Origin of the sequence: Akkermansia sp. N21169, from assembly GCF_029854675.1 — a bacterium.
GTDB lineage: Bacteria > Verrucomicrobiota > Verrucomicrobiia > Verrucomicrobiales > Akkermansiaceae > Akkermansia.
Genome location: NZ_JARWNC010000041.1, coordinates 322,688 through 349,223, shown reverse-complemented (window position 1 = coordinate 349,223; position 26,536 = coordinate 322,688). Strand labels below are relative to the sequence as shown.

General features: G+C 50.9%; 23 protein-coding genes. 10 read left to right on the top strand and 13 right to left on the bottom strand.

What is annotated here, in order from left to right:
- Positions 1-12: 12 nt before the first annotated feature.
- A complete protein-coding gene (locus QET40_RS11910) occupies positions 13-978 on the bottom strand; it encodes a uracil-DNA glycosylase (RefSeq protein WP_280127395.1) in 966 nt (321 codons plus the stop codon).
- A 234-nt stretch (positions 979-1,212) separates the two neighbouring features.
- Here QET40_RS11910 and QET40_RS11905 point away from each other — a divergent pair, with 234 nt between their 5' ends.
- The 7 genes from QET40_RS11905 (at position 1,213) to QET40_RS11875 (ending at position 9,092) form a co-directional block, all read left to right on the top strand.
- Positions 1,213-1,884: a 3D domain-containing protein gene (locus QET40_RS11905; protein ID WP_280127394.1), complete on the top strand. Its 672-nt coding sequence runs from the start codon at positions 1,213-1,215 to the stop codon at positions 1,882-1,884.
- Between the two features lie 83 nt (positions 1,885-1,967).
- Positions 1,968-2,591, top strand: a complete 624-nt coding sequence (gene nth / locus QET40_RS11900; protein ID WP_280127393.1) for an endonuclease III — start codon at positions 1,968-1,970, stop codon at positions 2,589-2,591.
- 106 nt (positions 2,592-2,697) lie between these two features.
- Complete coding sequence (locus QET40_RS11895; RefSeq protein WP_280127392.1) at positions 2,698-3,498, top strand: MotA/TolQ/ExbB proton channel family protein; 801 nt, start codon at positions 2,698-2,700, stop codon at positions 3,496-3,498.
- Positions 3,499-3,581: 83 nt separating this feature from the next.
- A complete protein-coding gene (locus QET40_RS11890) occupies positions 3,582-4,052 on the top strand; it encodes a biopolymer transporter ExbD (RefSeq protein ID WP_280127391.1) in 471 nt (156 codons plus the stop codon).
- A gap of 49 nt (positions 4,053-4,101) precedes the next feature.
- Positions 4,102-4,572 carry a biopolymer transporter ExbD gene (locus QET40_RS11885; protein ID WP_280127390.1) on the top strand — a complete coding sequence of 157 codons (471 nt, stop codon included), beginning with the start codon at positions 4,102-4,104 and terminating at the stop codon, positions 4,570-4,572.
- A 275-nt stretch (positions 4,573-4,847) separates the two neighbouring features.
- Entirely contained in the window at positions 4,848-7,970 is a 3,123-nt protein-coding gene (locus QET40_RS11880; protein ID WP_280127389.1) for a tetratricopeptide repeat protein, read from the top strand.
- Between the two features lie 33 nt (positions 7,971-8,003).
- Positions 8,004-9,092 carry a hypothetical protein gene (locus tag QET40_RS11875; protein WP_280127388.1) on the top strand — a complete coding sequence of 363 codons (1,089 nt, stop codon included), beginning with the start codon at positions 8,004-8,006 and terminating at the stop codon, positions 9,090-9,092.
- Positions 9,093-9,192: 100 nt separating this feature from the next.
- On the opposite strand, the gene QET40_RS11870 is transcribed toward QET40_RS11875, so the two are convergent.
- The 4 genes from QET40_RS11870 to QET40_RS11855 form a co-directional block, all read right to left on the bottom strand.
- Complete coding sequence (locus tag QET40_RS11870) at positions 9,193-10,296, bottom strand: Lrp/AsnC family transcriptional regulator (protein ID WP_280127387.1); 1,104 nt, start codon at positions 10,294-10,296, stop codon at positions 9,193-9,195.
- An 86-nt stretch (positions 10,297-10,382) separates the two neighbouring features.
- Complete coding sequence (locus QET40_RS11865; RefSeq protein ID WP_280127386.1) at positions 10,383-11,126, bottom strand: MBL fold metallo-hydrolase; 744 nt, start codon at positions 11,124-11,126, stop codon at positions 10,383-10,385.
- Positions 11,127-11,206: 80 nt separating this feature from the next.
- Entirely contained in the window at positions 11,207-12,799 is a 1,593-nt protein-coding gene (locus QET40_RS11860) for an Rne/Rng family ribonuclease (protein WP_280127385.1), read from the bottom strand.
- 185 nt (positions 12,800-12,984) lie between these two features.
- Positions 12,985-14,013, bottom strand: coding sequence for a rod shape-determining protein (locus tag QET40_RS11855; protein ID WP_280127384.1), 1,029 nt, complete (start codon positions 14,011-14,013; stop codon positions 12,985-12,987).
- Between the two features lie 333 nt (positions 14,014-14,346).
- On the opposite strand from QET40_RS11855, the gene QET40_RS11850 reads away from it, so the two are divergent.
- Positions 14,347-14,817 (top strand): MauE/DoxX family redox-associated membrane protein, encoded by a 471-nt coding sequence (locus QET40_RS11850; protein ID WP_280127383.1) that lies wholly within the window; start codon positions 14,347-14,349, stop codon positions 14,815-14,817.
- A gap of 18 nt (positions 14,818-14,835) precedes the next feature.
- Here the strand turns inward: QET40_RS11850 and rnc are convergent, their stop codons facing one another.
- From rnc to QET40_RS11825, 5 genes are read right to left on the bottom strand one after another with little or no spacing between them, the layout of a single operon-like run.
- Entirely contained in the window at positions 14,836-15,537 is a 702-nt protein-coding gene (gene rnc, locus QET40_RS11845) for a ribonuclease III (protein WP_280127382.1), read from the bottom strand.
- Between the two features lie 31 nt (positions 15,538-15,568).
- A complete protein-coding gene (gene recF / locus QET40_RS11840; RefSeq protein ID WP_280127381.1) occupies positions 15,569-16,633 on the bottom strand; it encodes a DNA replication and repair protein RecF in 1,065 nt (354 codons plus the stop codon).
- 9 nt (positions 16,634-16,642) lie between these two features.
- Complete coding sequence (locus tag QET40_RS11835) at positions 16,643-17,257, bottom strand: lysophospholipid acyltransferase family protein (protein ID WP_280127380.1); 615 nt, start codon at positions 17,255-17,257, stop codon at positions 16,643-16,645.
- On the bottom strand, positions 17,254-17,895 hold the full coding sequence (gene cmk, locus QET40_RS11830) for a (d)CMP kinase (protein ID WP_280127379.1): 642 nt from the start codon (positions 17,893-17,895) through the stop codon (positions 17,254-17,256). The genes QET40_RS11835 and cmk overlap by 4 nt, the downstream gene beginning before the upstream one ends.
- 43 nt (positions 17,896-17,938) lie before the next feature.
- The gene (locus QET40_RS11825) at positions 17,939-20,017 is read right to left on the bottom strand and encodes an enterotoxin (RefSeq protein ID WP_280127378.1); all 2,079 of its coding nucleotides are present in this window, start codon (positions 20,015-20,017) and stop codon (positions 17,939-17,941) included.
- A 151-nt stretch (positions 20,018-20,168) separates the two neighbouring features.
- Here QET40_RS11825 and QET40_RS11820 point away from each other — a divergent pair, with 151 nt between their 5' ends.
- Positions 20,169-21,980: a lysophospholipid acyltransferase family protein gene (locus QET40_RS11820; protein ID WP_280127377.1), complete on the top strand. Its 1,812-nt coding sequence runs from the start codon at positions 20,169-20,171 to the stop codon at positions 21,978-21,980.
- Between the two features lie 476 nt (positions 21,981-22,456).
- The gene (locus QET40_RS11815) at positions 22,457-22,819 is read left to right on the top strand and encodes an RNA-binding protein (RefSeq protein ID WP_280127376.1); all 363 of its coding nucleotides are present in this window, start codon (positions 22,457-22,459) and stop codon (positions 22,817-22,819) included.
- Between the two features lie 551 nt (positions 22,820-23,370).
- On the opposite strand, the gene QET40_RS11810 is transcribed toward QET40_RS11815, so the two are convergent.
- From QET40_RS11810 to QET40_RS11800, 3 genes are all read right to left on the bottom strand, one after another.
- Positions 23,371-24,219 carry a hypothetical protein gene (locus tag QET40_RS11810; RefSeq protein WP_280127375.1) on the bottom strand — a complete coding sequence of 283 codons (849 nt, stop codon included), beginning with the start codon at positions 24,217-24,219 and terminating at the stop codon, positions 23,371-23,373.
- A 766-nt stretch (positions 24,220-24,985) separates the two neighbouring features.
- Positions 24,986-25,453, bottom strand: a complete 468-nt coding sequence (locus QET40_RS11805) for a hypothetical protein (RefSeq protein ID WP_280127374.1) — start codon at positions 25,451-25,453, stop codon at positions 24,986-24,988.
- Positions 25,454-25,808: 355 nt separating this feature from the next.
- On the bottom strand, positions 25,809-26,390 hold the full coding sequence (locus QET40_RS11800) for a hypothetical protein (protein WP_280127373.1): 582 nt from the start codon (positions 26,388-26,390) through the stop codon (positions 25,809-25,811).
- Positions 26,391-26,536: the final 146 nt, after the last annotated feature.

Here is a 26,536-nt window from a genome sequence, read left to right as displayed (position 1 = left end):
GACTGGAGGAAATCAGTGTTGTTTGGGACGGAAATATTCTCTCTGCTTGTCGGAGATGGGCATTCCCAGCAGTTCCATGACGGCCAGCATGTCCTCCCACACTTTGCGACGTTCCGAGAGTTCTTCGTTTCTGAGCAGGTAACTGGGATGGTAGGTAACCCGGACAGGAACGCCGCGGAAGTAATGGAAACGCCCACGGAGGGTGGAAAGCGGAGAAGTTGTTCCGAGTAGGCCTTTGGCTGCCGTTGCGCCGAGGGCGACGATGACTTTGGGGCGGATCAATTCGATTTCTTTGGCAATGATCGGAAGGCAGTAGGCGATTTCCCGCTCGTTGGGGGCTCTGTTATTGGTGGTCTGGTGAGGCAGGGATGGTCTGAATTTGACGATATTGCTGATATAAATGGAATCACGGGACCGCCCCATGGCTTTTAGGATAGCGTTGAGTTTTTCTCCGGCCGGTCCGACAAAAGGTTCCCGAAGACGTTCTTCCTGAAATCCGGGAGCTTCTCCGATCAACATGAGATCCGTGTGAGGATTGCCCGTGGCGAAGACCATGGTTTCCCTGAGTGTTCCCAGTATTCTCGCTGGTTGCCATCGTTCGGCAATTAATCTGAGCGCGGTCAGATTTTCTTCCAGAGAATTACCTGCCAATTCGGGGATAGTTAAGTTCGGTTGATTATTTTCCTCAGGCATTTCTTGCGGTGTTTCCGTAAGAAGAGCTCGCAGAGATGAAATGGTGTTCCGGGATGTATCGGATAATTCGTCGTTTGCTTCGTTTGATGAAGGGGGGGGATCCGGAATTGGCCTGGGGGGAAGCTTGGCCAGAGTTGGAGAGATCGAAGCTTTCGCCGCACGCGCGGAAATGACCCATTTCCTTAAGACGGAACGGGCTTCGTCGTCGATCGGGATTTGGACGATCCCCCTGTTTTCAAGGGATTTCAGATAGCTGACGACAAGATCTGGAAAAGTAGAGGCCATGGAAGCAAACGCATTCTACGAATACAAAAAGGAGATTGCAACTTTATCGGTAAAAAATAACTATTGAAAGAATTTTGGACATTGAATCGTATCAGTAGGAGAAAAAAAGATTGCCGAGTGGAGCTCGATGACGTAGAAGTAGCGCAATGTTGCCGGCGGAGACCGGCTGCAAACCTATATGATCCCCCCCGGATGTCGGTTGCTAATGCGATGCTTCGGGAAACATTCGATCTCATGAGTCTGATAGAAAAAATTCTCTTCTGCGTGACAGCGTGTGCTACCTGTCTTCTTACAAGTTGTTCTTCCACGTCTGGGGTGGGGCTGTTCAGTTCCAGTGATTCCGGTATGATGTTTGCCAAGTCCGGGAACGTGGATAAGGGGTTTGTGGAACCTCTTGCTCCCAGCCCTTCGGCCAAGCCTTCTTCCAAGTACCCCAAGATGGGGGCTGATCGTCACAAGATGCCCTACTACCATCCGAACCAGAGAACTCGCGTGGTACGGACGACTGCTTATACGCATTCCGAACGCGATCACGTAGCCTATGGCCCGCGTAATGCCGTCGGGACGTCCTTGAAATATACGTCGAGTGTGCGTAGCGCTGCTGCCGACTGGTCCGTCTATCCTCTTGGCACAAAGTTCCGAGTCAAAGGACAGCCTTATCTGTACGTTGTCGATGATTACGGCAGTGCTCTCGTCGGAACCGGTACGATTGATATTTACCAGCCTAGCAAGTCTTTGATGAAAAAGTGGGGTCGCCGCTATGTCGAGATCACCGTTGTACAGTGGGGCAGCCCCGAATCCAGCATGGAAGTACTGGCCAAGCGCAGGGGATACCGTCATTGCAGAAGCATGTATGCGGCCTTGCAGCAAAGGAATGCCCGGGGATTGTACGCGAAGGCCGAGTAACGGAGTGACGGACGGTGTTCCGTTGCCGGTACGATGCACAATTTTAACGGGAGAAGGAGATCTTCTCCCGTTTTTCATTTCCCATGAACAAGAAAGACCGCGCCCGCATTGTTGAAGAAGAACTGGAACTATCGGTTCCCGACCCTCAAATCCCACTGAAGCACAGGGATCCTTATACGCTTCTGGTGGCCGTCTTGTTATCCGCCCAATGCACGGATGCCAGGGTCAATCTTGTAACCCCCGAATTGTTTGCCCTGGCCGGCAATCCGTATGATATGGCGCGTCAGTCTCCTGAAACCGTACGGGAAATCATACGTTCGTGCGGTCTCTCCGATCGTAAGGCCAATTCGATTGTCGAGCTGAGTAAGATTCTGGTCGAACAATACGGAGGAAATGTCCCCGACAGTTTCGAGGCTTTGGAAAGCCTGCCGGGAGTAGGACATAAAACGGCCTCGGTGGTGATGGAGCAAGCGTTTCACATTCCGGCTTTTCCTGTGGATACCCACATTTTTCGTCTTGCTCGCCGATGGGGATTGAGCAAGGGCGGCACAGTGGAAAAAGTCGAAAGCGATCTCAAAAAGCTCTATCCGAAGGAGAAATGGGGCAGATTGCATCTGCAGATGGTGCTGTATGGCAGAAGTTTTTGTCCGGCCCGCGGATGCCGTCCCCCCTGTCCTGTGTGCCGGCGGCTGGAATTGAATGGATAATCTTTTCTTGGAAAAATCTACCCCCTTGTGAATTCGAAGCTTGCCAGACGGGGGGAAGAAAGGCTAAATACTTACCTATCTTTCGAATTAACAAGATTCCAATACTATGAAGCACCTCTTTACGATGGGTTATCGTGTTGCCGCCTTCACCTCTGTGGCTCTCGCGTCTTTCTCAATGTCAGCTTTTGCTCAGGATGCCGCCGAAGAGGCTGCTACGGGCGGAGTTGTGGAGAAGAACATGCTCGACAAGTGGATTGTCGACGGGGGCTGGACCATGATTCCGATCATTCTCTTGCTGGCGGCCATTCTTTTCCTGGCCGTTTATAACATTATCGCTCTTCGCAAGGACAAGTTCTGTCCTGAAGATTTGAAGACGACCCTGCTTCAGTTGATGGCCGAATGCCGAGTGCGTTCCGCGATCGAAGTAGCTGCCGGCAGTCCCACCTATCTGGGCCGCCTGGTTGCCTATGCTCTGCCTAATGTGGACGCTACTCGTCCGGAAGATCTGGGACGTGACGCCGTAGAAGACGCTATCGCCGACTTTACCGCCAATGAGAGTCGTTCCCTTTTCAAGTGGATCAACATGCTTTCTCTTTGTGCCCAGATTTCCCCAATGCTCGGTTTGTTCGGTACGGTGCAGGGCATGGTTGAAGCTTTCGGCGTGCTGGCTGCAACCGGTCAGGCAGACCCCACCCAGTTGGCCGGTTCCATTTCCGTGGCTCTGTTGACGACCTTCTGGGGCTTGATCAACGCTATTATTGCGACGCCCTTCTTCTTCTTCCAGAAGAACATCGCCAACAGTAATGTTGCCGAATGCGTCGGTACCGTTCAGGAAATGGTCAACACCTCCATCAACGTGGTTAATGCTGAAGCTCAGCTGGCCCGTATCCCGGAAGGTTTGGCCTAAGCCAGCAAGGGCTCGTTTTCGAGGGGCAGCTCTGTTTGTAAGAGAGCAGAGCTGCAAGAACTCTAAAATTCTAGAAGATTTATATGAGTAAACTGAAAGGAATGATGCAGCCTCCCGAAGAGGATGGCCAGATGGACATGTCTCCCATGATTGACATGGTGTTCCTTCTTCTCATTTTCTTCGTCGTAAACGCTACCGCCATTACCGTCAAACGTGACAAGGCCGTTTCCGTGCCGGTTGCATCCAATTCCGGCGAGTTGAAATCCGCCAATGGTTGTATCGTCATTAACGTTTACGGTGAAAGCCGCCCGGATGGCATGTCAAGCGACATTCTTTGGGGCGACGATTCCGGCAAGGCTCTTCCGACTGAAGGAGATGTTCGCGAATATATTCACGGGAAAGCGGAATTGTTCAAAAAGGACAATTATCCGTTGAAGATTTATCTTCGCGGCGACAAGGTCTCTTTGTTCAAGAATGCCCGGACGATTATCCGCGTAGCAGGTACGGAAGGTATTTCCGACATTGTGTTCGGTGTATTGCCGACCCATAATTGAGATAATGTTTTCCAGGCAGACTTACCACTAACCAGTTTAAATACACAAGATGGCCAGACACAAAAAGATGGAGCCAGCCGAGGATGAAGATCCCAAGATGGATATTTCGTCCCTGATCGACTGTTGCTTTCTTCTGTTGATTTACTTCATCGTTGCTACGTCGATTGTTCAGGAACGCAAACTCGATATGAGCATGCCGGGCAACACGAACTCTGTATCGACAACACCGAATGCTGTTGAACCGGGCTTGGTGCGCGTTGACAACAACGGCGTGATCTACTGGGGCAAGCAGGACTCCCAGGTGATTGTTGATTCCGATCCGGATAACCATGAGTTGCCGACTCTTGTCGATTCCCTGACGAACCTTAAGCAAGCGGCCGAAGCTGTCGGCTCCAAGCCTGTTGTCCAGTTGTTTGTTGAAAATGGCGGCAAGCACCAACGCGTGATTGACGTCCTGAACGCTCTTTCCAAAGCCGGTATCAAGTCCGTCGCTTTGACGAACGTGCCGGAAGATAAATAAGAGACCGTTTCCAACAATAAAATCCAACAAGGCTGGCGGCCCGGGCCTCGGATGAAAGTATGTATGCGAGTGCGTGCTGGATACCGTGCCGGGGCCGCCTCCCCATTTAAGCGGGTGTTGCGAGGAACCCGCAGTTTGTCAACTCGCTCCGGACTGACAATTCGGAAAAGAATTTTTTCAGGATCCACGGATGGCAGGTTGTGGCATCGTATTTCCCAGATGGCGCTTGACCTCCTTCCTTCTCCTGCCTCATACTAATAGTGACTTAAAAAACCATGAAGAGATCGAAATACATTTCAACGCTTTCAGCGCTTACCCTTGCTTTGATGGGGATGACGCTGACGGAGTCTGCAATGGCACAGGGCGGCGGCCCTCCCACATATCAGAAAGATGCCATTGAAGCTATGAAAAAGGGACAATGGCAGGCCGCTCTTGTACCTATTGACAAGTGCCTGGAAACGTATGGTCCTCGTGCCAAATCGCTCGGATTCGGGGACGAATTCGGCTGGTTCTACTTCCAGAAGGGCGTTTGCCTGATGAAAATGAAGGAATATGACAAGGCTATCCAGGCTTTTACGGATTGCTATACCAAGTTTCCCGGGGACAAAAACGAATTCCTTCGCGTTTCCCTGTACAGAATGGGTGAATGTCAGTTTTTGGCTAAAAAGTATGACGAAGCCATTGTAACTCTGGAAAAATTCCTGAAGGAACGCCGCAATACCGGGATGGATGCCAGGGTAAACGCCGGTCAGATATTCAGCATTATGGCCCAGTGCTATTTTCTGGGATCCAAGCCTTCATTCGAGAAGGGGATTGACGCGGTATCCAAATGCGTTGTCAATCGTTACAGGGGACAGGGGATTTCCGACGATTATCTCGTCAACGCGTTCCTGACCATGGTTCGTGCCGGGATCGATCAAGAGAATCCCCAGCCTGTAGTTGATTTCCTGAATGAGTATCCTTCCATTATTAATATGGGAGCAGCTCGTGTTGCTCCCTATGGACCCGAGTTGTTGAAACTCGCTTCCAGTGCCGCCGTCCGCATGGGGGATGCCCAGGATGCAGGGAAGGCCGATCTGGCTTTGGCCTATGCTCGCCTTGCCTTGGATTTGTACGGATTTGTCCCGAACATGGGCGACGTGAAGGCGGATGTAGCCGCTATTTCCAAGAGGATCGAACCGTTCAAGGAACGTGGAGGCATAGCCGATACGGCCACGATATATAGCCAGAAGACGCTTGATGCGGTTACCAAGACGTACGATAAGCTGGCCGATCAGAAGGTTGTCTTGGACGGTTATGCCTTGATGGGGCTTGCTTCCTCGTATTTGAACTATGGTTCGGTGCGTGCCGCCAATGCCATTTACAAGATTCTTGAAGAACAGTATCCCATGCTTAAAGAGCGTGAGACTAATCTTTACCAGTTGGCTATGACCACCTGGACGCTTGGCGATGTCAAGAGAGCTTCCGAGCTGGTGGAACAGCATATCAAGGAATTCCCTAATTCCAAGTATGCTAAAGTACTCAATACAATGTCCCTTGAAAAACTCCTCAAGGAAGGCAAATACGACGAATGTATCCAACAGGCTGTCAAGGTCAAGGAACTTAATGCCGATGATCCGACGGGTAAATTCTATATTCTTGCCAGTTATTGCGAACCTGTGGCCTACTTCCAGTTGAAGAAGTATAAGGAGGCCGTTCCCCTGTTTGAAGAATTCATCAAGAAGTATCCGGATAACGGCAGTTACACTCAGCAGTCGTTATTCTATCTGGCGTCTTCTCTGACATCCCTGGGACGCTGGAAGGAAGCTATTGAAGCGGATTCGGCTTATATCGAGAAGTATCCCGATTTCAAGGATAACCCCTTCATCGGAAATATGCTCTATGACCGTGCGTTCAACAATCTCCAGCTCCAGACAAAGGAAAACGATGCCCTTGCCTTGAAGGATTGCAAGACGATCATTGACAATCTCCCCGAATCGAAGGTGTATCCTCTGGCTCTTTTGCTGATGGGTAATATTTATTCTTCCGAGCCGTCCAAGATGGATGAGGCGAATGAATTCTATGTCAAGAGCTATGAAGCGGCCAAGAAGATCGGTAACAAGCGTTGCATGTCCGAAGCCGTGTATAATCTTGTCGCCAACTATGCCGGTGACGGCTCTCACCATAACGAAGAGCTGGCGAAGAAGTACTACGATATCTTCTGGGCCGACTGCGATGCGGAGAAGAATCCCTTTGCTCTCCAGACAGCCGTGGCCGGTATGGGGCTCTACAAGGACGGCAAGAAGCCGGAAGCTTTTGAAGCTGCCCGCAAGAAGCTTGCCGACATCATTGTTCGCGAAGGCCAGCTGGATTCCAAGAACCTCAAGGTGGAGCAAGCCGTCGGCAGCTACACGAAGTTCTATCTGGATGCGCATAAGGCTATGGGCAAGGAATTGACCCTCGACCAGGTGAAGGAACATTTCTACAACTTCCCCGGAGTCAGCAAGGACGATATTTCCCTCAAGACGATTTTGCGCACGGCCGTGATTGGCGTGTATCAGGATGAACTGGCACAGCTCAAGCCTGAAGAATCGGAGAAAAAGGCCATCTTGGAAGGGATTATCAGTGCTTTCTTCAAGGAGCTCAAGAATGACTATAAACCGTCGGATTTGACGCCTTACATTCTCCTGAAGCTCGGGACGTATATCGGTCAGACCGATCAGCCTCTTGAGGCTTTAGCATACTACGATGAGATTCTGAAGCGCAACAAGGGTTACAAGAAGGAAGCCAACTTCGGCAAGGCTATAGCCATGGGACGAAGCAGTGACAAGGGCAAGATCGACGAAGCGGTTAAGCTGATGAATGATGAGCTTGTCGCCGAACGCGCCAAACCTCAGCCGGACCGCAAGTCCATGGAAGAAGCCCAGATGTACATGGTGCGTTTCCAGTTGGGCAAGGAAGATTATCCCAAGGCTGCTGAAGAAGCGGAACGCTATCTGGCTGACAAATCCTACAACAAGTTCAAGCCTGAGGTCATGTTCAACCTTGGTATTGCCAATGTCAAGCAGGGCAAGATGGACCAGGCTATTGCGGCCTTCCTCAACCTGGTGAATAACTATAAGGGCATGATCAAGTGGTCTGCTCCGGCTCAGGAAGAGCTGATGAAGGCATTCTGGCAGAGGAATAATCCCCGAGTCGGTTACGAAAAACAGTCCGACCGCTATATCGCATGGCAGAACGGTACGAATTACATCTCCGTTACCAAGCCGAATTTTATGAAGATGTCGGTGGATGAACGTAACAAGTGGCGCAAGGTCGAAGATCTTGTGAAGAAGTACGGTGCGGATCCCTCCGTCATGGAAGAACACCGTGATTACGAAGCTCGCAAGGCTGCCATCAAGGCGTCCCAGGGTAAATAAATGGTCAAATACTTACTAGAAAGCATAACAGATATGAAACGTTTTTCCATTCTCCTGTTGGCTGGCGCCTTTTCCTTGTCCGGACTTGCGTTCGGACAAGCGGCCGAACAACAGCCTTCTTTGAGAACGCGCGTCAAGTCCTCCGATCTGCCTAGCGGCGGAGCCACGGATATTTTCGTCGTTGGTGGCAACCGGGGGACGATCCTTTATAAACTCAATACCGTTCAGGTGGATCCGATGCAGTTGCCTTTCAACAAATTCGAGTACTTCTACATGATGGAACCGCCCGAATATTTATCTGCTTTGGAATCTTTCCAGAATAACAAATTGCAGGAAGCTCGCGCCAAGTTTGCTGCATTCAAGGATAAATACAAAGCGATCCTCGCCGTTCCGGACAACTATGTCCAGAAGGCTGCGTTCCTGGAATTGGAATGTGCCATTGAGATGCAGGACTGGCCTGCCGTAGCTGCACTGTACAAGGCGTTCCCACGGCAGGCGACTCCTCCGGCGGAAATGATTGTGTCTCTTGAGGCCATAGAACCTCTTTCCAAGCTGGATGCCAAAGCATGGGCCGATGTGATTTCCGCTACAGGAACAATGCAGAAGCAGAAGAACAAGTGGAGTCTGAAGGATTCGGCCCGCATTGCCTATGCCAGAGGCGTTGCTTTGGCGGCAACAGGCAAGCCCCAGGAAGCCTTGGACGAGTTTGCACGCACGATTGTCGCTGAACACGGAGCCTATTCTCCTCTGGCTTCTGCTGCGTTGTTGCAGTCGGTGGATATTCTTGCCGCAGATCCGAAAGTTGTTGAATTCATGAAACATGAACCCCAAAAGAGCAACTTTGCCAAGGCTCCGCAGGCGTTTCGCGATGCAGCCGCTTTTGTGTATCTCCACAAGAATGTTCTTTTCCCCGAGATTAAAATGGATCCGAAGTACGATGCGTTCCTGAATGGGTATGAAACTCCTACGGAACGTGTTGCCCGTGAAGGTGTGCGTCCCAAACCCCAAAAGGAGGAGACTCCCAAGGAAGCCGGCAAGCCTGCCGCTCCCGCCAAGGATGCCAAAATCGCAGCTCCGGCTAAGGCTCCCGCTAAGAAGAATAGCGGTAACAAGAAGAAATAAATTCCCGATCTGATTAAATGGTATCAGGGCCGTTTCTCCGGAGAGGAGAGGCGGCCCTGTTTAATTGGGGGAGGTTCAATGATGAGCAAAGAAGAAAACGCTAGGCCATTTGTGCAAGCCAGGCGGCATAGATATCGGGAGAAATCTCCGAAGGCTTGATTTCCGACCGGATACTCCAGAAAACAGCTGTATGCAGAACGGGGATGCCGCATGCTTCCAGGTGGGCGTCAATTGCGTTCTTATGGACCAGGACGATGTCTTTTTCCATTCCATGGACGACGCCCATGATCTGGGCTCCGGCGAACGGTGCGCCTCCGGTTCTCCAATAGCAGTGGGTCATGCAGATATGACGACCGCATTCGGCTCCTGCCCGGGCTTCCATGCCTTCCGGGACAGTCCAGTGGAAAAGGCCGTTATAACGCGTCACGGGGCCGTCCGAGACTTTCTGTTGCATGTGTTCCAGGAAGGTTGCGAAGCGGCCGATGACTTTTTGATGGTCCAGTTTTTCAGCAATGGAGCAAAAGTGTTCCGTCGTCATGCCCAGGGAAGCTGCCCGGCGTTCCCATGGTTCTTCGGTGATTTCTTCATCGAGGAGTTCTTCCTTGAGCACGAGCAGGACTCTCCATTCCTCCGGAGTGAGGGAGGCGTGACGGGTTTCTTCCATGGCGGCGGGTTCGGGAGTCTTGTCTCCGGGTTTGAGACTGCGGCGTCTCATGTGACCTACGCCCAGGGCAAAGATGCCGCGGGCGGGTAATAGGACGAATTCCCGTGCACCGATGTGACGGGAGAGAACGGAGCAATGTCCTTCCAGCGTGTTGCAACCGACGGGAACTTTGAGAGTAGTCCAGAGTCTGAAGTTGCTTCCGGGAGTCGGTGCGTCCGTTGTTCGGAGAACAACGTGCCCTGTAAAAGGGTCTTCGTGCATAAGCCAGTCGAATGCATCATGGAGACGTTCTTCGGGGATATCCCAGGCGACAAGTGCTCCCTGGGCTAGTTTGGTTGCCAGCAGAGTTTGTCTGATACGGCGCACGACGCCAGCCTTTTTCATGGCTTTGAGACGTTCCAGGACGACGGGCAGTTCCAGTCCGCTTTGGCGGGCGATGGCATGAAAGGGATGGCGACGGAATCCGTCGATTCTATCTTCGGCGACGGAAAGCAAGGCCATGTTAACCGGATCTTCGGGGCTGACTGGGATGGAGTTCACGGTTGGATACTCTTCCTGCGAGAGATGAATTTGTCAAGTTGTTTTTAGATTAATTCCAAATTTGTGAATGAATCTTTATCTTTTGCCTATGTACGTCTGAATGGAGCGATAAAAGGATTTCGTTGCCATTCCAGAGCAATGGTTGTGGCGGGGCCATGTCCCGGGCAGATGATAGTTTCTGGCGGAAGGCTTCTCATGGCGGCGAGGATGTTGTGCATGGTTTGCTGTTCGTTTCCTCGGTATTTGCCAATGGAGCAGGCAAAGATGGAATCTCCAGGGAAGAAGAGAGGAGTACCCCGGTAGATAGTGAACCAGCCGATACCGTCCGGAGTGTGGCCGGCAAGGTCGAGAACAGTCCATTCCAGCCCGGCTATTTGCCGAGGCTGGGGATCGGGGCGTGTATTGGCTGGGTCATGGACAGGGACTTGGGAATAGGCATCCGTGCCTCCGGTGTGATCTCTGTGAAAGTGGGTGATGAGAATGGCCGCCGGAGTGTGCCCTCGGGTTGCTGCTATAAGTTGATCCGGAGAGAGTCCCGTATCAATAACGACGAGTCCTCCGTTGGCCGGAAGTGTCCAGATGTTGAGTGTCCATTCTCCAAAGGGTAGAATGTGTCTCTCCAGGCCATCGGGCAGAGGAATGGGAGGAATGGCATCGGGCATGGTCAGGAATGCTTGTGGATCCAGATGAAGGCGGGAGGAAAGAAAGTTCGGCCATTCTTCTGGAGTCTTGGGGAGTTCTTTGCGGTTAATCGCCATGTGTGACAGGGCTTTGGCAATCACATCTTTCCGCGTGTCTTCCAGAGGCAGGAGTTCGTCGGGTTCTGTCATGGCGGGGAATGAGAATGGGACGGGAATGAAAAACCCGGACATTGAACGAATGTCCGGGTTGAGATGAGGGGGAGGTGTTGTTATCCCGCCTGGTAGAGGGCTTTATTGTCGTACCTGGCGTCGTAGATGGCAAACTTCTCCCGGTGAAGCGTGGGATCGCTGCGGAAGATGAGGCGTCCGCTGTGCTTGCGCTCCAGCTCCATGAGGAGCTCCGAGTCTTCGTTCTTGAAGCGCGAGAGAACTTCGGAATTGACGACGATAACCATGTCGCCGACCGTGTCGTGGTATTTCTGGATAGCGGCATTGATTTGTCGCTGGATTTCCACGCTCATCGTCATGACGGATCTGATACGGCCGCGTCCGTTGCAGTAGGGACAAGGATCGTGGACGTATTCCCGGAGGCTTTCGTTGAGGCGCTGGCGGGTCATTTCCATCAGGCCGATGGGAGACATTTGAAGAACCTGGGTTTTGGCTTTGTCGCGCTTCATGCGGTCCTTCATCATCTTGTAAACGGCCATCTGGTCCTTGCGGTGGCGCATGTCGATGAAGTCCACGACGACGAGGCCGCCGATATTGCGCAGGCGTAGTTGGCGGGCGATTTCGGAGGCGGCTTCGAGGTTGGTTTCCAGAATGGTCTTGTCCAGGTCCTTGGAACCTTTGTTGCGGCCGGTGTTGACGTCGATGGCAATGAGGGCTTCCGTCTCGTCGATGACGAGATAGCCGCCGCAGGGCAGGAGTACCTGGCGCTGGAAGGCTTCATTGATCTGTTTCTGGATGCCGAGTTCTTCGAAGATCGGCAGGCGAACGGGGAAGTGCTGGATGTGGCGCTTGGCACGGCGGGAGATTTTGCCGGCGATGGCGCGCATGTTTTCAGTGGTTTCGAGATCGTCGCAGACGATGTTGTCCACGGCATCGGTCAGGAAATCGCGGGCGGTACGCTCGATCAGGTCCGGTTCCCGGTAGACATTGACGGGTGCCGGGTTGGCATCGCGCTTGGCTTCTACCTCATGCCACTGTTCCATGAGCATGGCCAGATCGCGGACGAAGTGGCGGTAGCGCTGGCCTTGGGCCACCGTGCGCATGATGATGCCCATGCCATCGGGGACATTGAGCTTCTGCATGATTTGACGCAGGCGGAGGCGTTCTTTGGGATCTTCGATCTTGCGGGAAATGCCGAACTGGTCCGTATAGGGCATCAGGACGAGGTAGCGTCCTGCCAGGGAAATATTCGTGGTGACTCGCGGTCCCTTGGTGCCAATGGGGCCTTTGGTGACCTGAACCATGATTTCCGAGCCGATCGGATAGATGTCCGGGATGTCCTTGGATGTGATTTTTTTATGTTGTTTCTTGGGGCGGCCTTCTCGTTCGATTTCTTCGAGTCCGGAATCAAGTGCGGCGGGCAGGGCGTCCCAGAAGTGGAGGAATGCGTTTTTGTCTTGGCCGATATCGACGAACATGGCCTTCAGACCGGGTTCGATATTCTTGACCTTTCCTTTGAAGATGCCGCCGACGATGTTGTCTTCTCCTTCGCGTTCCAGGGTGTATTCTTCAAGGATTCCGTTTTCGAGAAGGGCGACGCGGCGTTCCAGTTTTTCCGCATTGATGACAATGGTAACACCTTCTTTGGGATCACAGGATCCAAAGCCGAAGGCGCGTTTAATTTTTTTAAGCATTTTGAAAAGCACAGTTGTAAGGATATATGCTGGTTGTATGCAGGTATCCCGTTATGCGGTCCATGGGCGTTGTCGCCGTGATGGAGGATTGGTAACCGCAGGGCAAAGCGGACTGGGAATCCAACTCATGCCACTACCGCTTCACGGGAGTGTGCGATGAAACTATAAGATGAGATGATAGGATTCTATTGGGTTTCCGTCACATTGGTGAAGAAGTCCAGTTCCTGCAGGGCCTTGCCGGTACCTTCGGCGACGGCACTGAGGGGATCTTCAGCGATGTGGATGGGGAGTCCTGTCTGAACGTGCAAGAGTTCATCCAGGCCGCGGAGCAAACCTCCTCCGCCAGCCAGTACGATACCTCTGTCAACCAGGTCGGCTGCCAGTTCGGGGGGGCAGCGTTCCAGTGTCGTACGGACGGCGTTGACAATCGTATTCAATTGATCGGCAAGTGCTTCGCGTATTTCCTCGGATGTGATGACCACGGTCTTCGGAAGTCCCGCTACGAGGTCGCGGCCTTTGACTTCCATGGACAATTCCTTGGCCAGGGGATAGGCAGACCCGATGCGGATTTTGATGTCTTCGGCGGTACGTTCCCCGATCATGAGGTTGTACTGCCGTTTCATGTGGGAAATAATGGCGTCGTCGAGTTCGTCGCCCGCACAGCGGACGGAACGGCTGTAAACGATGCCGGAGAGGGAAATGAGCGCGACTTCGGTGGTTCCTCCGCCGATGTCGACGATCATGTTGCCGGCGGCTTCCTGAACGGGAAGGCCAACTCCGATGGCTGCTGCCATGGGCTCTTCAATGAGATGAACCTTGCGGGCGCCGGCTGCCAGGGCGGATTCGATGACGGCCCTGCGTTCTACCTCCGTGATGCCGGATGGAATGGCGATGAGGACGCGGGGACGAAGGAAGCTGTGGCGAGTTGCCGCTTTTTTGATGAAATAACGGAGCATTTCCTCCGTGATGTAGAAATCGGCAATGACGCCGTCCTTCAGGGGACGGATGGCGGTGACGGACCCGGGCGTTCTGCCGAGCATGCGCTTGGCGTCATCACCGACGGCAAGCACCCTGTCTCCCTTGACGGCGACGACGGAAGGCTCCCTCATCACGATGCCCTGGTCCTTGACATTGACCAGGGTATTGGCCGTCCCCAAATCAATCCCTATGTCATAGGAAAAGAAATTGGTGAGCTTTTGTAGAAAAGAAGGCATAAAGTATTGATAGATAAAAATTCTCGACGTCTGGAATATCCGGCTTCCGGAGTGATTCCGTTTCAAGGGACTTGTCGGGAAGCCGGGAAATTGCTTGTAACGGTGATTAAACCGTTTCAGACGTCAAAACTATGAAAAGAGACGGGCCGCAGGTCAAGCCGAAGATGACAAATGACAGGATGATCGGGCGGTTTTTACCGGGGTGGAACAAATCATTGGACGGGAATGGGATTCCGAGCCGCCGGGAATTGTCTTCCGGGACGGAAAATATGCTTGAATCTTTCCGTCGTCATGGAATGAAATACGTTCTGCGACAAAGCCGCCCATAACATTATGTACAGGGATAAGTTCATCAATATTTTCTTTTGGATCCTCCGAGTGGGGACGGGGGTGTTTTTCCTGACGGTGGGCGGGATGAAGGCCATGCACCTGGATCGCTTGGAAGCGGACATCGACCGTTTTGATATTGTTCCCCATGACTGGGCCTGGCCGATGGCCTGCCTGGGTATTGCAGTGGAGCTTATCGTGGGCGGATGCCTTCTGTTCAAGAGGATGTATATGGGGGCTACGGCTTTGGGTGTAGCTTTGACCGGGGGGTTTGTCGCTATTTTCGTGCAGGGGTGGATACGCGGGTTATCTTTGTCCTGCAGTTGCCTGGGAGTCCAGCGCGAGGTGGATAATTATCCGTTTGAGGTGACGTGGCGCGTGCTGCTGCTTGGCGTGATGCTCTTGCTGTTCTGGGACGCCAACCATCGAGAGAAAGTGTACTTCAAGCCTGTCCGGCTGGATTTTAGCGATATCTGACGGGAGAAGTCTTCCTGTTTACGATGGTATTTCCCGAAGCCATGCCCGCTGTTGCAGAGCATCGGTTGCAGCGGCTACTTCAGCCTTGCGCTTGCTGGCTCCGAAACCGGAGCCGATCGGTATGCCGCGCCAGAGAGCGGTGGAGGAGAAGCGGCGGGGATCTCCGTCTGTTTGGTTGAGTTCCTTCGTTTCATAGGAAGGGGACTCGGGGAAGATGGTTTGCAGGGTGCTTTGCAGTTCGCCTTTGGGATTGTGTTCTCGGAGGTCGGAGGAAGCGGTGCGGATGGCTTCCTGAAGAATACGCAGAGCTATAGTCCGGGCTGTTTCATAATCGGAATCCAGAACGATGGCGCCGAAAACGGTTTCAAAGGTATTGGCGAGGTTGGAGAGCCGGACGCGTCCCCCGGTGCGTTCTTCTCCTTTGCCGAGAATGATGTATTTGTCAATTTCCAGTTTTAACGCCATGCGGTAGAAATGCTGGCGGCTGACGATGCGGGAACGCATGTGCGTCAGGACTCCTTCGGGGGCCTCGGGCAGGGCGTCGAAAAGTTCCCGACTGACGGCAAGTTCCAGTACTGCGTCTCCAAGAAATTCCAGGCGTTCATATGTGATGCGCGTCTTCGGGTTGGCCGAGGCGCTGGGGTGCATCATTGCCTGGACAAGCAGGGAGGGATTGTTGAAGGTATATCCCAGTTTTGCTTCCAGATCTGCGTAATCCATGGCTCAAGCGTAGGGCAGGTTCGCGAAGGACTCAAGCCTGGAAAGTTTCCAGATGCTGTCCCGAGAGTTTAAGGACGGGGAGCGGCGGTGCGGCGGTATCCATCCAGCCGAGGGTGGTGGTGGTGATGATACTCTGGGAATCGGCCGGCAGAGAGTTCATCAGGGCGTTGCGACGTGTGGTATCAAGTTCTCCGAAGACATCGTCGATCAAGTGGATGGGCGACATGCCCGTTTCTTCCTTCAGAAGGGAGGACTGCGCCATTTTCAGGGCGATGGCGATGGTGCGTTGCTGTCCCTCGGAGGCAAATTCCGCGGCACGCATGCCGTTGAGAGTGATGAGAATGTCGTCCCGGTGTGGGCCTGTCTGGGTTTGTCCGGTACGGAGGTCGGAGCGAAGGGTGGCGGCGAGTTCTTCTGCAAAATCCCTGCGAACCGACGGAGCATAGGCGATCTCAATCTTTTCCGCTGTCCGGGTGATTCCGTGGCAGGCCTGGATGATGTGCGGGCGCAAGAGGTCGATGAGCTCCGCCCGGAGTGTGCCGAGCCTGGTTCCATGGTTGACGAGAGCGGCGGAATAAACCTCCCTCTGGGCCGTATCGGCAGGGCGGTGCTTGAGGAGGTGATTCCTCGTTTTCAGCACGCGGTTGTACCGGAAGAGCTCTTCCCGGTAGGCAGGGTGCCATTGCGTACCGATAGCATCAAGGTATTTGCGTCGGGCATCCGCACTGGCTCGCACGAGTTCCATGTCCCTGTTGCCGAACCAGACGACGGGGAAGCTGTCTTCCAGGTAACTGCGCTGGTCGGTACGGCGGCACCCGTCTACTTGCAGATCGTGCTCGCTGCGGCTCCAGACGATACGGCGTGTTTGCGTACCGATGGTGCCGCGTACGCCCAGGCGTTCCGCTCCCTGGCGCATCATGACGGATGGACGCCCCGTGCGGGGTGAGACGAGGCGGAAGAGGAAGCAGACTGCTTCCAGAAGACTCGTTTTCCCTTCGGCGTTATTGCCGATGACGATGGCTCCTTGGGACGGAACATCCCATTGAAAATCAGCGTAGCAGCGGAAATCAAGCAAACGGAGCCGCGACAGGATCATGGCGGGAAACTATTCCTCAACGGGAAGGGCGCGGATGGCGTCCATCATTCGCTGGGCGAGGTGGGTGTATGCTTGTTTGCCCTTGGCATTGAGTTCTTCAGCGGTGAAGTCGATCGGGTCTCCGATCGTAATACTGACGGGATGGAACTTCATCCTGGCGGATCCGGCCGGCAGGATCTCCCGGGCGCCATGGATGCGCAGAGGCTGGACGGGAACTTTCGTTTTGCTGAGAATGAGGCCGACTCCGGCCATTCCTTCATGGATGGAACCGTCTTCCGTGCGCGCGCCTTCGGGGAAGACGAGGACGCGGTTGCCGGCTTTCAGGAGTCCGATGACTTGTTTGATGCTTTTGGGGTCCGGATTATCCTGGTCGATGGGAATAGCCTGGCACAGGGGAAGCCCCCATTTGAAAATGCTTTTGAAAAGCGTTTTCCGGGCGAAGAAGTAGATGCCTTCTTCGTAGCAGATTCCCAGCATGGGGGGGTCGACGAAGCTCTCGTGGTTGGAAACGATGAGAACCGGGCCTTCTTCGATGAGTTTTTCCCGGTGGATAACCTTGTGGGAGAAGAACGCGCGCGATGCCGACTTGAAGAGAGTATAGAAGAACCAGTAGAAGGAGTTCATAGAAGGGCCGTTTTGGTGCGGATATCGTCGACGATCATGGCGACGACTTGGTCAATCGTCAAGTCGGAGGTGTCGATCAGGCGGGCATCCGGAGCCTGCGTCAGCGGAGATGCCGCCCGGGAAGAATCCTTGCGGTCTCTTTCGGCGATGGAATCCTGCTGTCCCTGGGCTGCCCTCCGTGCCTGCCTGACTTCTTCCGAAGCAGTGACGAAGTATTTGAAGGGAGTGGAAGGAAAAACGACGGTTCCGATGTCGCGCCCTTCCATGACAACGGCTTCGCGGGTGTTGTATTCCCGCTGGCGGTTGACGAGGAGTTCCCGGACTTCCGGAATGGCGGCGATGGCGGAAACGTTGCTGTTGACTTCCGTGCCTGTGAGTTCGTCCGTCAATTCCCTGCCGTTGTAGAGGACGATGGAAACGGCGCCCTTCTTCCCGAATTCCAGGGGAGCTTCCGGCAGCAAGGCAATGACGGCTTGGGTATTGGCTGGGGAAATTCCCCGTGAGAGGACGTACCACGTCATGGCGCGGTACATGGCTCCGGTGTTAATGAATGTGTATCCCAGTTTTTCGGCGACGATTCGGGCGACGGTCGACTTGCCTGAAGCGGCGGGACCGTCGATAGCTATGGCGGGGAACATGGCAGGGTGTTGGAAATGCAGAGTGCGGGGAGATCGGGAAGTCTTATTGGGGCTTGGCATCCAGGACAATGACCTGGAAGGGCTGGAGGGTCAGCGTGACGGTTTCTCCGGCCTTCATGGATGTGATGCCGGTGTTGCTTCCGTTGGGTGAGGAAACGGAAAATGTCGTTACGGCTCCGGCAGGAAGTTCGAAAACGGCTGCCGGATCAAACGAGAATGTCTGAACCTGGGCGGACGGGTTGCGGAGGCCGACAATGCCCTGCTTCGGAGACCAGGAGGCCCAGCCGTACACGTCCAGTTTGGCCGGGTTGCCGCCGATCCAGTGGGTGTCGACGAGGGTGGCTTCATTGGCGCGGGCCCATTTGACGGCGTTGGCGAGGTCATCCCAGTTCTTGTCCGTCATCAGGGACGGGCTGATGTAGATTTCCTGCATTTGGGTGCCGTAGGCCATTCCGGACCAGATTTCGTTGGCGAGGTCGTTACCGGGGTCGGTATTGAGCTGGCGGGCTTTGGTGGCATAGATGATGCCGTGGGTCATCAGAGAATTGATCGGGAAGAGCGGAGCCTTGACGACATTGTTGTTGTAGATATTGGCGTCGCGGAAGGTCATCCACTTGTTGCGGTTGGAGCCGACGCCTACGAATTCGTGATCCCAGCCGTCGCGCCAGATGGAATCCGCAATGCTGAACCAGAAGGGCGAAGGCCAGGTTCCTGTCGTGAGGTTGATGTAGATGTCCGGACGTTCCTTGCGGAGTTCTTCAATCAGGGAGATTACGGCCTGGAAGTCGCTGGTAAACCTGCTGCCGGGCAGGTTGCGTTCTTTGGTGGAGGTCCCGTCGAGCTTGAAGTGGTTGATGCCGTTTTCGCGGATCATCTTCAGGCACATGTTCTTAAAGTGGTTGTAGTACTTGGGGCCGGCGAGGCAGAATCCTTCTTTGACAACTTCGAATCCCTTGTCTTTGGCTGCATTGATGCGGCTATCCTTGGGACCGCCGTAACCTCCCCACGGGGAGAACCAGACGCCGGGGCCGGAACCGATTTCTTCGGCGGCTTTGCGAACGTTTCTGAATTCCTCTGGCCATCCCTTGTGGAAGCCCCAAAGGGTAGAGACGTCGTCCCATCCGTCGTCCATCAGCATGGAGTCCAACTTGACGCCGCGTTTCTTGACGAGTTCATCGCCGAATTTCTTAATCGTTTCAATGGCTTCCTTTTCACTGTAACGGTTGAAGAACCCCAGGTCGTACCAAGTGTTGTAGTTCAGGTAGAGAGAGTAGGGCCTGGCGCGTTCCTCATTGATGTAGGAGAGCTGGAAGGTACGGCGGAGCTGCCCGGGAGCGGCGACGCCGAGGACGGCGGAGACTTCTGTGGAGGAGTGTCCGGGGAGGTCGAGTTGCTTGTTAATGGCGCAGACGATGCGGTCATCTCCTTCGACGTAGTTATTGCCCAGAGGGGATTCGATGCCGGTGAAAAGTTTCTCGTTGGAAGCGGTAATCGGAGAACCCTTGACGGAGCCGCGGACAATCGGATCGGGAGCCGAGAAGTCCAGTACCCGGATTTCCCGGACGGAATGTCCCTGGTGGCGGCAGTGTACGGTGACGAAAATACGGACGTAGGGAGCGTCTTCCCGCAATTCCGCCTTCCACTCCGGCTGAAGACCGTTGTCGGCAATGGCGAATTTCATCGTAACTTGCACTCCGGGCTTGCGGTCTACAAGGCGACGGGCCTGGGGGGTGGCGGCGATGGGCGTGATTTCGAAGCCTTCCGGGATGAAATCAGCGGGGGACAGATAGACGAATTTGTTCTTTGTCGTCGGATCGGGCTTGATGAGTGCCTTGCTTTCGACCGGATCCTCGGCTTCTGTGTCGATGCCGAGACGGAAAAGATTGGGTTTCAGATCATAGGTGGCGCCGTTGACCTTATCGATGAATTCTCCTCCGGTAACTGTATTGTCGGCGATGGTCACCTTCAGGGCGACATGGTTGTTGGAGAGGATGAGAGTTTGCCCGTGAACTGCCGGCTCGATTTTGGAAACGAGGTGGGATGTCTCAAGAGAGTTTTGTGCGAATGCGGCCGGAAGACCGAGACTAAGCCCTAAAATGGAATAGAGGAAAAATTTTTTCATGGCGTTGAGGCATAAGCCAATTGTCGTTCACACTATGGATCAATGAGGCGAAAAAGCAAGCGAGGGTTCTGTCCTCTTGGATAAAAAGAGGTTTCCTTTTGTTCGGCAATAAGGTAAATAGTGCCCTATGCCTGAGGCTGCGAGTCAAAAAATGGTGGATTTGAAAGATCTCCTTGGCGATAACGTCCGCGTTCCTTCGCTTGTGCTTTCTTCCGCTGAAAAGTTGCTGGGTCTGGAACGGCTGAACATTGCCTATGATAAGATATCCCGGGATCTTGCCAAGGAAGGAACGACCGATAATTTCTTTGATTTGTCCATCAAACACCTGAATCTGAAATACCAGCTCAGGCCGGGAGAGCTGGAGCGCATTCCGAAAAAGGGCCCCGTCGTCGTGGTGGCCAACCATCCGCATGGTTTGTCCGACGGTTTGATGATCGGGCAGTTGCTGACCCGCGTCCGAAATGATGTCCGTCTGGTTGCCAACGAACAGTTGACGCTTTGCAAGCATCTGGAACCCTGGATGATTACTGTCGATGTGTATGATGGTCCCGAAGCTCGGAGGAGGAATATGGCCGGAATCAAAAAGATGCTCTCATGGTTGGGCCAGGGTGGTTTGATCGCTCTTTTCCCTGCGGGGACGGCATCTAGTTATTCCATCCCCGACAAGCGGGTGACCGACGACGAATGGAACCGCAACATTGCCTCAATTATCCGACGTACCAATGCGACGGTGGTGCCGCTGTACATTCCCGGCAGGACGAGCCTGTTTTTTCAGGGGATTACCCTGATTAACAAGGAAGCCCGTGTGCCCTTTCTGGCTCGCGAAGTCGGGCGCGACAGCCGGCGCGTTCATAAAATCGTCATCGGGAAGCCTCTGTCCGGCTCTTCGCTAAGCCAGTACGAGTCAGATGAGGCCCTTATGTCCCACCTGCGCCTCAGGACGTACCTGATGGGGCGGAATTACGAGAAATCCCGCAAGCCGTATATCGCCAAGCATGGTTCCCGCAAGAGGCGTCTTGCTCCGTTGATTCCGCCTGTGCCGCGCGAGGAACTGGAACGCGAAGTCGCGGCTTTGCCTGACGAATGCAGGCTCGTTCATCAGGAGGACGGAGACTGGTCTGTGTATGTGGCGGAAGCCAGCCGCATTCCTAATCTTTTGAAGGAAATAGGTCGCTTGCGCGAATGGACGTTCCGCGAGGCGGGAGAGGGTTCCGGCTTGTCCTGCGACCTGGATGAATTCGACGGACATTACCTGCACCTTTTCCTGTGGGATAAAACCAACGGCAAGGTGGCTGGAGCCTACCGGATGGGGTTGACTGATGAAATTTTTGACCGTTTCGGAACGAAAGGCCTTTATAACGGAGGCTTTTTCCAGTTTTCTCCCGACATTCAGCAAGTCTTAAGGAAAGGGCTGGAAATGGGGAGAGCGTTTATTACGCCGGAATATCAGCGTAAACCCCTTGCCCTGGGACTTATCTGGGTCGGGATCGGGCAGTTCATGGTGCATAATCCCCGGTACAGGTATTTATACGGTACGGTAAGCATTTCCCGCGACTATACGAATCTCTCCCGTTCTCTCATCGTTTCCTATTTGGAAGCCCGAGAAATGGATTCCCAGTTGAGCACGGGGGTTAAGGCTTTTCATCCGCCGCATCGCCTTCGTTTGAAAGGCCCCGAATTGAAAATTCTCCCCGTGGGATTGACCGATCCCCAGGGTTTGTCCCAGCTTGTTTCCGATATCGAACAGGATGGCAAGGGGATACCTGTCCTGCTGCGGCAGTACCTGCGTTTGAACGGCAAAATCCTGTCCTTCAGCATCGACAAATCTTTTGGAGATGTGCTGGATTGCCTGATACTCGTCGATATATACAAAACGCCCGAGCGCTCGATCAAGCGCTACATGGGCAAGGAAACGTACGAGGAACTTCTTCCATTCATCAATGAAGCGCAAGAGGAAGGGTGATAAGTGGGATCGATTGTAATCGATAAAGAGTAAGGTTTCCAAGCTCGTCCGGAATGATTGCACAAGACCGTTACGCGAAGCGGTTCGAAGCGTGGAGCGGACACCCCCGGCATTGACAAGCTCCTCGTTCGGATCGGTGAAGCAGGAAGCGATCTTTTCGGACACTCGGGGAAGATGCCTCCCGCAGAATGTATATCTTTTCTGAGGGAGACAAGATGTTTTCCTATTCTCTCTCTGAGGATAACGGAGGATAGTCCGGTTCGGAGCCCGGCGGGGCGAAGCCCTGAAACAAGTTGTTTTGTGTGGAGAAAATAAAAATATTTGGCAATGAGGAAAAATACTCTTGGTGTTTTATTCCGATGGGTGTAGTCTGTCTCCCAGACAACGGTGTCTGTTTTATTCGAAATTGGGTAATTCTAATCCCGGATCTTCGGGAGCACATTTAAGAAAATTCAGAATGCCTGTCGAATGAAAATATGAACACAAAAATGTATGTAGGGAATTTGTCCTTTGATGCAGCTGAAGAAGACTTGAGAGATTTGTTCGGCGCTCATGGTGAAGTAACGGAAGTATTTATGCCCACGGATCGCGACTCCGGTCGTCCCAGAGGATTTGCTTTTGTCTCCATGGAGTCGGCAGATGGCATGAACGCTGCCATCGAAACTCTGAATGGTCAGGAATACATGGGCCGCGCCCTGATTGTCAACGAAGCAAAACCGCAGGTCAGCAATGGCGGCGGCGGTTACCGTGATCGCGGTAACGGCGGCGGCGGATACCGCGGTGCCGGACGTCGTGATGACAACGGCTATGGCCGTGGCGGACGCGGTGGACGCCGCTAAGAGCATTTCTGCTGCGCAAGGGTATGAATGTTGCCCTTGCTTCTATCTTTTTCATGAGGTTGAGTACATTCAAGTACTCGGCCTCATTTTATATCCACTGTTGCGATTGATACTCGGACAATCAGGAAGAGAGAATTCCGCAGGAGACGGTGAAAATTCCGTCGTTATCGATGAGCATGTATGCTTTTTGGATTCCGCTGGTTATAAATAAACTGTCGGGCTCCTCTTGAAATCTCCTTGGCATAATTCAGGCTTTTTCCCTGGTCGCTGTTGAGGACGGACGTAGACGATCATTTTGAGTTGCGGATGCCAGGATTGCCTGATGTAGATGATGAGGAATCCGGTTTGGCGATCAAGGTGATGCCTCGGATGGCATTATTTATTTCAGGGAACAGAGGAATGGAGCCAATGTACTGAAGTTCATTTTCCTGGATGGTTTATAGGTCTCTTTTTAAACAATAAACCTAGACTCTAGTTCCATAAGATGAAACTGGGAGCAATGCGATATATAACACATGGATCATTTTGTCCTTCCTTCCCTCCCTTCATACTTAGTTACAGATAATTGTATTTGTTTCTACATCCAGAATTTCACGAGAAGATGGATGCTTGAGCCATAGAATTCGGTAGTATCTGTCAGTGATTTTTAGAAGATGTCCTATGTCATGGTGATAGACGATGAACAGATATCCTTCTTTCAAGTTGATAACAGATTCCTGCTTCCAATTGGGATGTGTGATTGTAACAGTATTGGCCCGGCCTCTTGTTTTTTGAGGAAACATGAAAAGTTTTCGTCTTCCTTCTGCCTTGATTCTTGTATCAAGATCTTCCGAGTCATAGAAAAATAAGGTATGCTCATCATCCATACTGATCATGTGGATGTGTTCGGAATGGCTTTTTCGGAAAAGACCCAGATAGAATTCATCCAAATGGAGAGGAACCGATAGTTTATTGTTGCAAATAGTAGCAATTTCTTCTCGGTAAGTTTCGTAGAGTTCTCTGAAAATACTGCTTTTCCCTCCATAAAATCCTCCCCCGCCAAGCTCTTCTCCCCAGCTGACATTGATCATCACAAACTCATGCTGAAAGAAATCGTAGTAATCACCAATGGCGAAATCAGCGTCGATAAAATAAATGTAATCATATTGATCCCATAAATTGAATTGATCAAAATGCTCTCCGATGACGTTGTTTTTCAACATCGGGCTGTAAGGCCACAGGATACCCTGGTAAGGATGGCTTTGAACGCCATCAATAGCCTCAGATTGATCGGTAAATAGTAGAAAATCCACATCCCGCCCATTCATAAAATACTCCCTGTTATAAGGAAGATAGCGTTTTACGGATTCAAAATAAATGGGGTCTTTTCCCGTCGCGATTGTACAGAGAGCTATTTTCATAATGATTTTCCGAATTTGTTACTAGCCAGCCTATCTGGTGATAGATGATGGTATGATGGATCATGAATTCCATATTGTTTCTTTGCATTTTGATGGTCTATATCCTCTTGCGACCGCTATATATCCTATTGTTTCTTTCATGATACGGGATCCTTTCTTATATTATTCTAATTTATCTGCAGCATAGATTACATATATAACAGATCTATTTTTTATGATCTATTTTACACCAATCGCTGTCTCTAATTTTGGTGAATTTTCCATAAAGCATTACGTGATCTATCGTGAAAAAATCATATTTTTTAATATTTTCTTTTGTGTAAAATACAGATAATAATTTTTTGACGTTTGCGTCTTTGATTTTTTGTGATGTGTCGTATATTAAAATGTGCATGTCTTCATCTACCAAAACAGCTAAATTTCTTGGTTTAAATGGGTTAATGAAATTATCACATTCGAGTATTAATATTTTTTTACCATTTGATTCAAAAAAACAAATTCTGGATTGTTTTTTCTTGCTTCGCTGAAATTTATTTCATTTGATAATTTATCAAGATAATAATCGGCAATATACGTATTGTATATAATACCCGACATTCTATGCATATATATAAATAGGAATATAAATGTTAGGAATCCGATTATTTTTTTTGTCATTGCGGTAACGGATGTGGTTGAAATTTAAAATTCAAATAATGGCAATGGAGTTATAATATATATTCCTGAGAACGGTATTATTTCTATAGGGATGTTTCCATTCCTAACTTTATTTGTTTGTAAAACTATTTTCAGAGGGCTGATTAACCTTACTGTCTCTTATTTTAGTATATCCTTCTAGCGACATTATAAATTCAATAGAAAGGTTTTTGTGTCTTTCGTTGCATTTTTTAGTATAAAACAATGATAATAAGTCCTTTGCTTTTCTGTGCCATTTTTTTCTGGAAGAATCATATATTAAAATGTGCATATTTCCATCTACAATTATAACCAAGTTGTTTGCGTTAAATGGATTGTATGAATTTTCAAATTCCAATATCAGTATTTTTCTTTCATTTGATTCAATACAATCAAATTCGGGGTTATTTTTCTTTATTTCATTGAAATTGATTTCATTTGATAATTTATTGAAGTAAGATTCTGCTGTATGATTGGTGTGTGCAATGCTAAATAGTTTGGTTGTGAATAAAAACAAAGATGTGGACAATGTAAGTATGATTATTGTTTTTGTTTTCATTTTTCAATAATTTTAGTATCTTGTATTATTTGAATATTTTTTCTAAAATCGCTGAAAATAAATCATTTGAAACATACTTAATCTTCTTTGCGTATAGTTTGTTGTGATTTTATTCCTTGCTCAAGGGACCATAATTCTATTTCTATTCCAATAGGCTCTCCGTTTAACTCCTTCACATAAACAGGTTTTTTCTTAGATTGCTCATCTCCATGAATAATGTAATTTTTACATTATATTTAGTATGTTTATAATATGATGCAAAAGAGATCTTATCTTCTGGGGCGATACTTGTATGTGGGCAGATAAAATCAATTATTCATTTCATGTTGTTTAAAATGTTTTTCTATTATCGATTTCATTTTGGTTCGTTTTTATCTAAGAATTCTTCATTCAATTTTATGTTTTTATCTCCATATTCCGGATATTCTCCTTCTACTGGTACGATAGGTTGCATTTCGCTTGCAATTTTTCGGATGCTGGAGAAGAGGTGCTTAAAAATATACAACGTATCCTTTTCAGATATATAGTCTATAGAATAACAATTACCCGAAATACCAAGTCGCAAAGCTAGTCCGAGCTCGCTAATTTCAAAAAAATTTAAAGAACTATCTTGATAGTTGTAGCACGTTGCACGATCGCATATATCCGATATTATGGGTAATAACCTATCGATATCTTTTTTGGAAATCTTACCAAGTTCTTTAAAATACGATATGCCAAGATGGACTGCTACGCTTGATTCTGTTAATGTATATTGATCTTTGTCTTTTCTGATGGAGTATACAAGGTTTGTTCTCTTTCCGTCTTCCCAATGCAGGGAAGATCTGTTAACAATTGTGATAATAGACCAGTCGTTATTCAATGGGCATCGTTGAGTATTTGAACAAGACGAAATTACTAGAGAGATTACTAGGAATAATGTGATTTTAATAGTCATTTGTCTTCTTTGATTTTGAAGTTGCAATCTTTTAGCTCCTTTCCAAATATATCTGCTAGTGAAAATATTTGTGCTATGTGTCGCGGTTTAATCCCTACCTTGCTAATAGAGCGTGTATGAGGTCCCATTATTGACGTTTCATAATC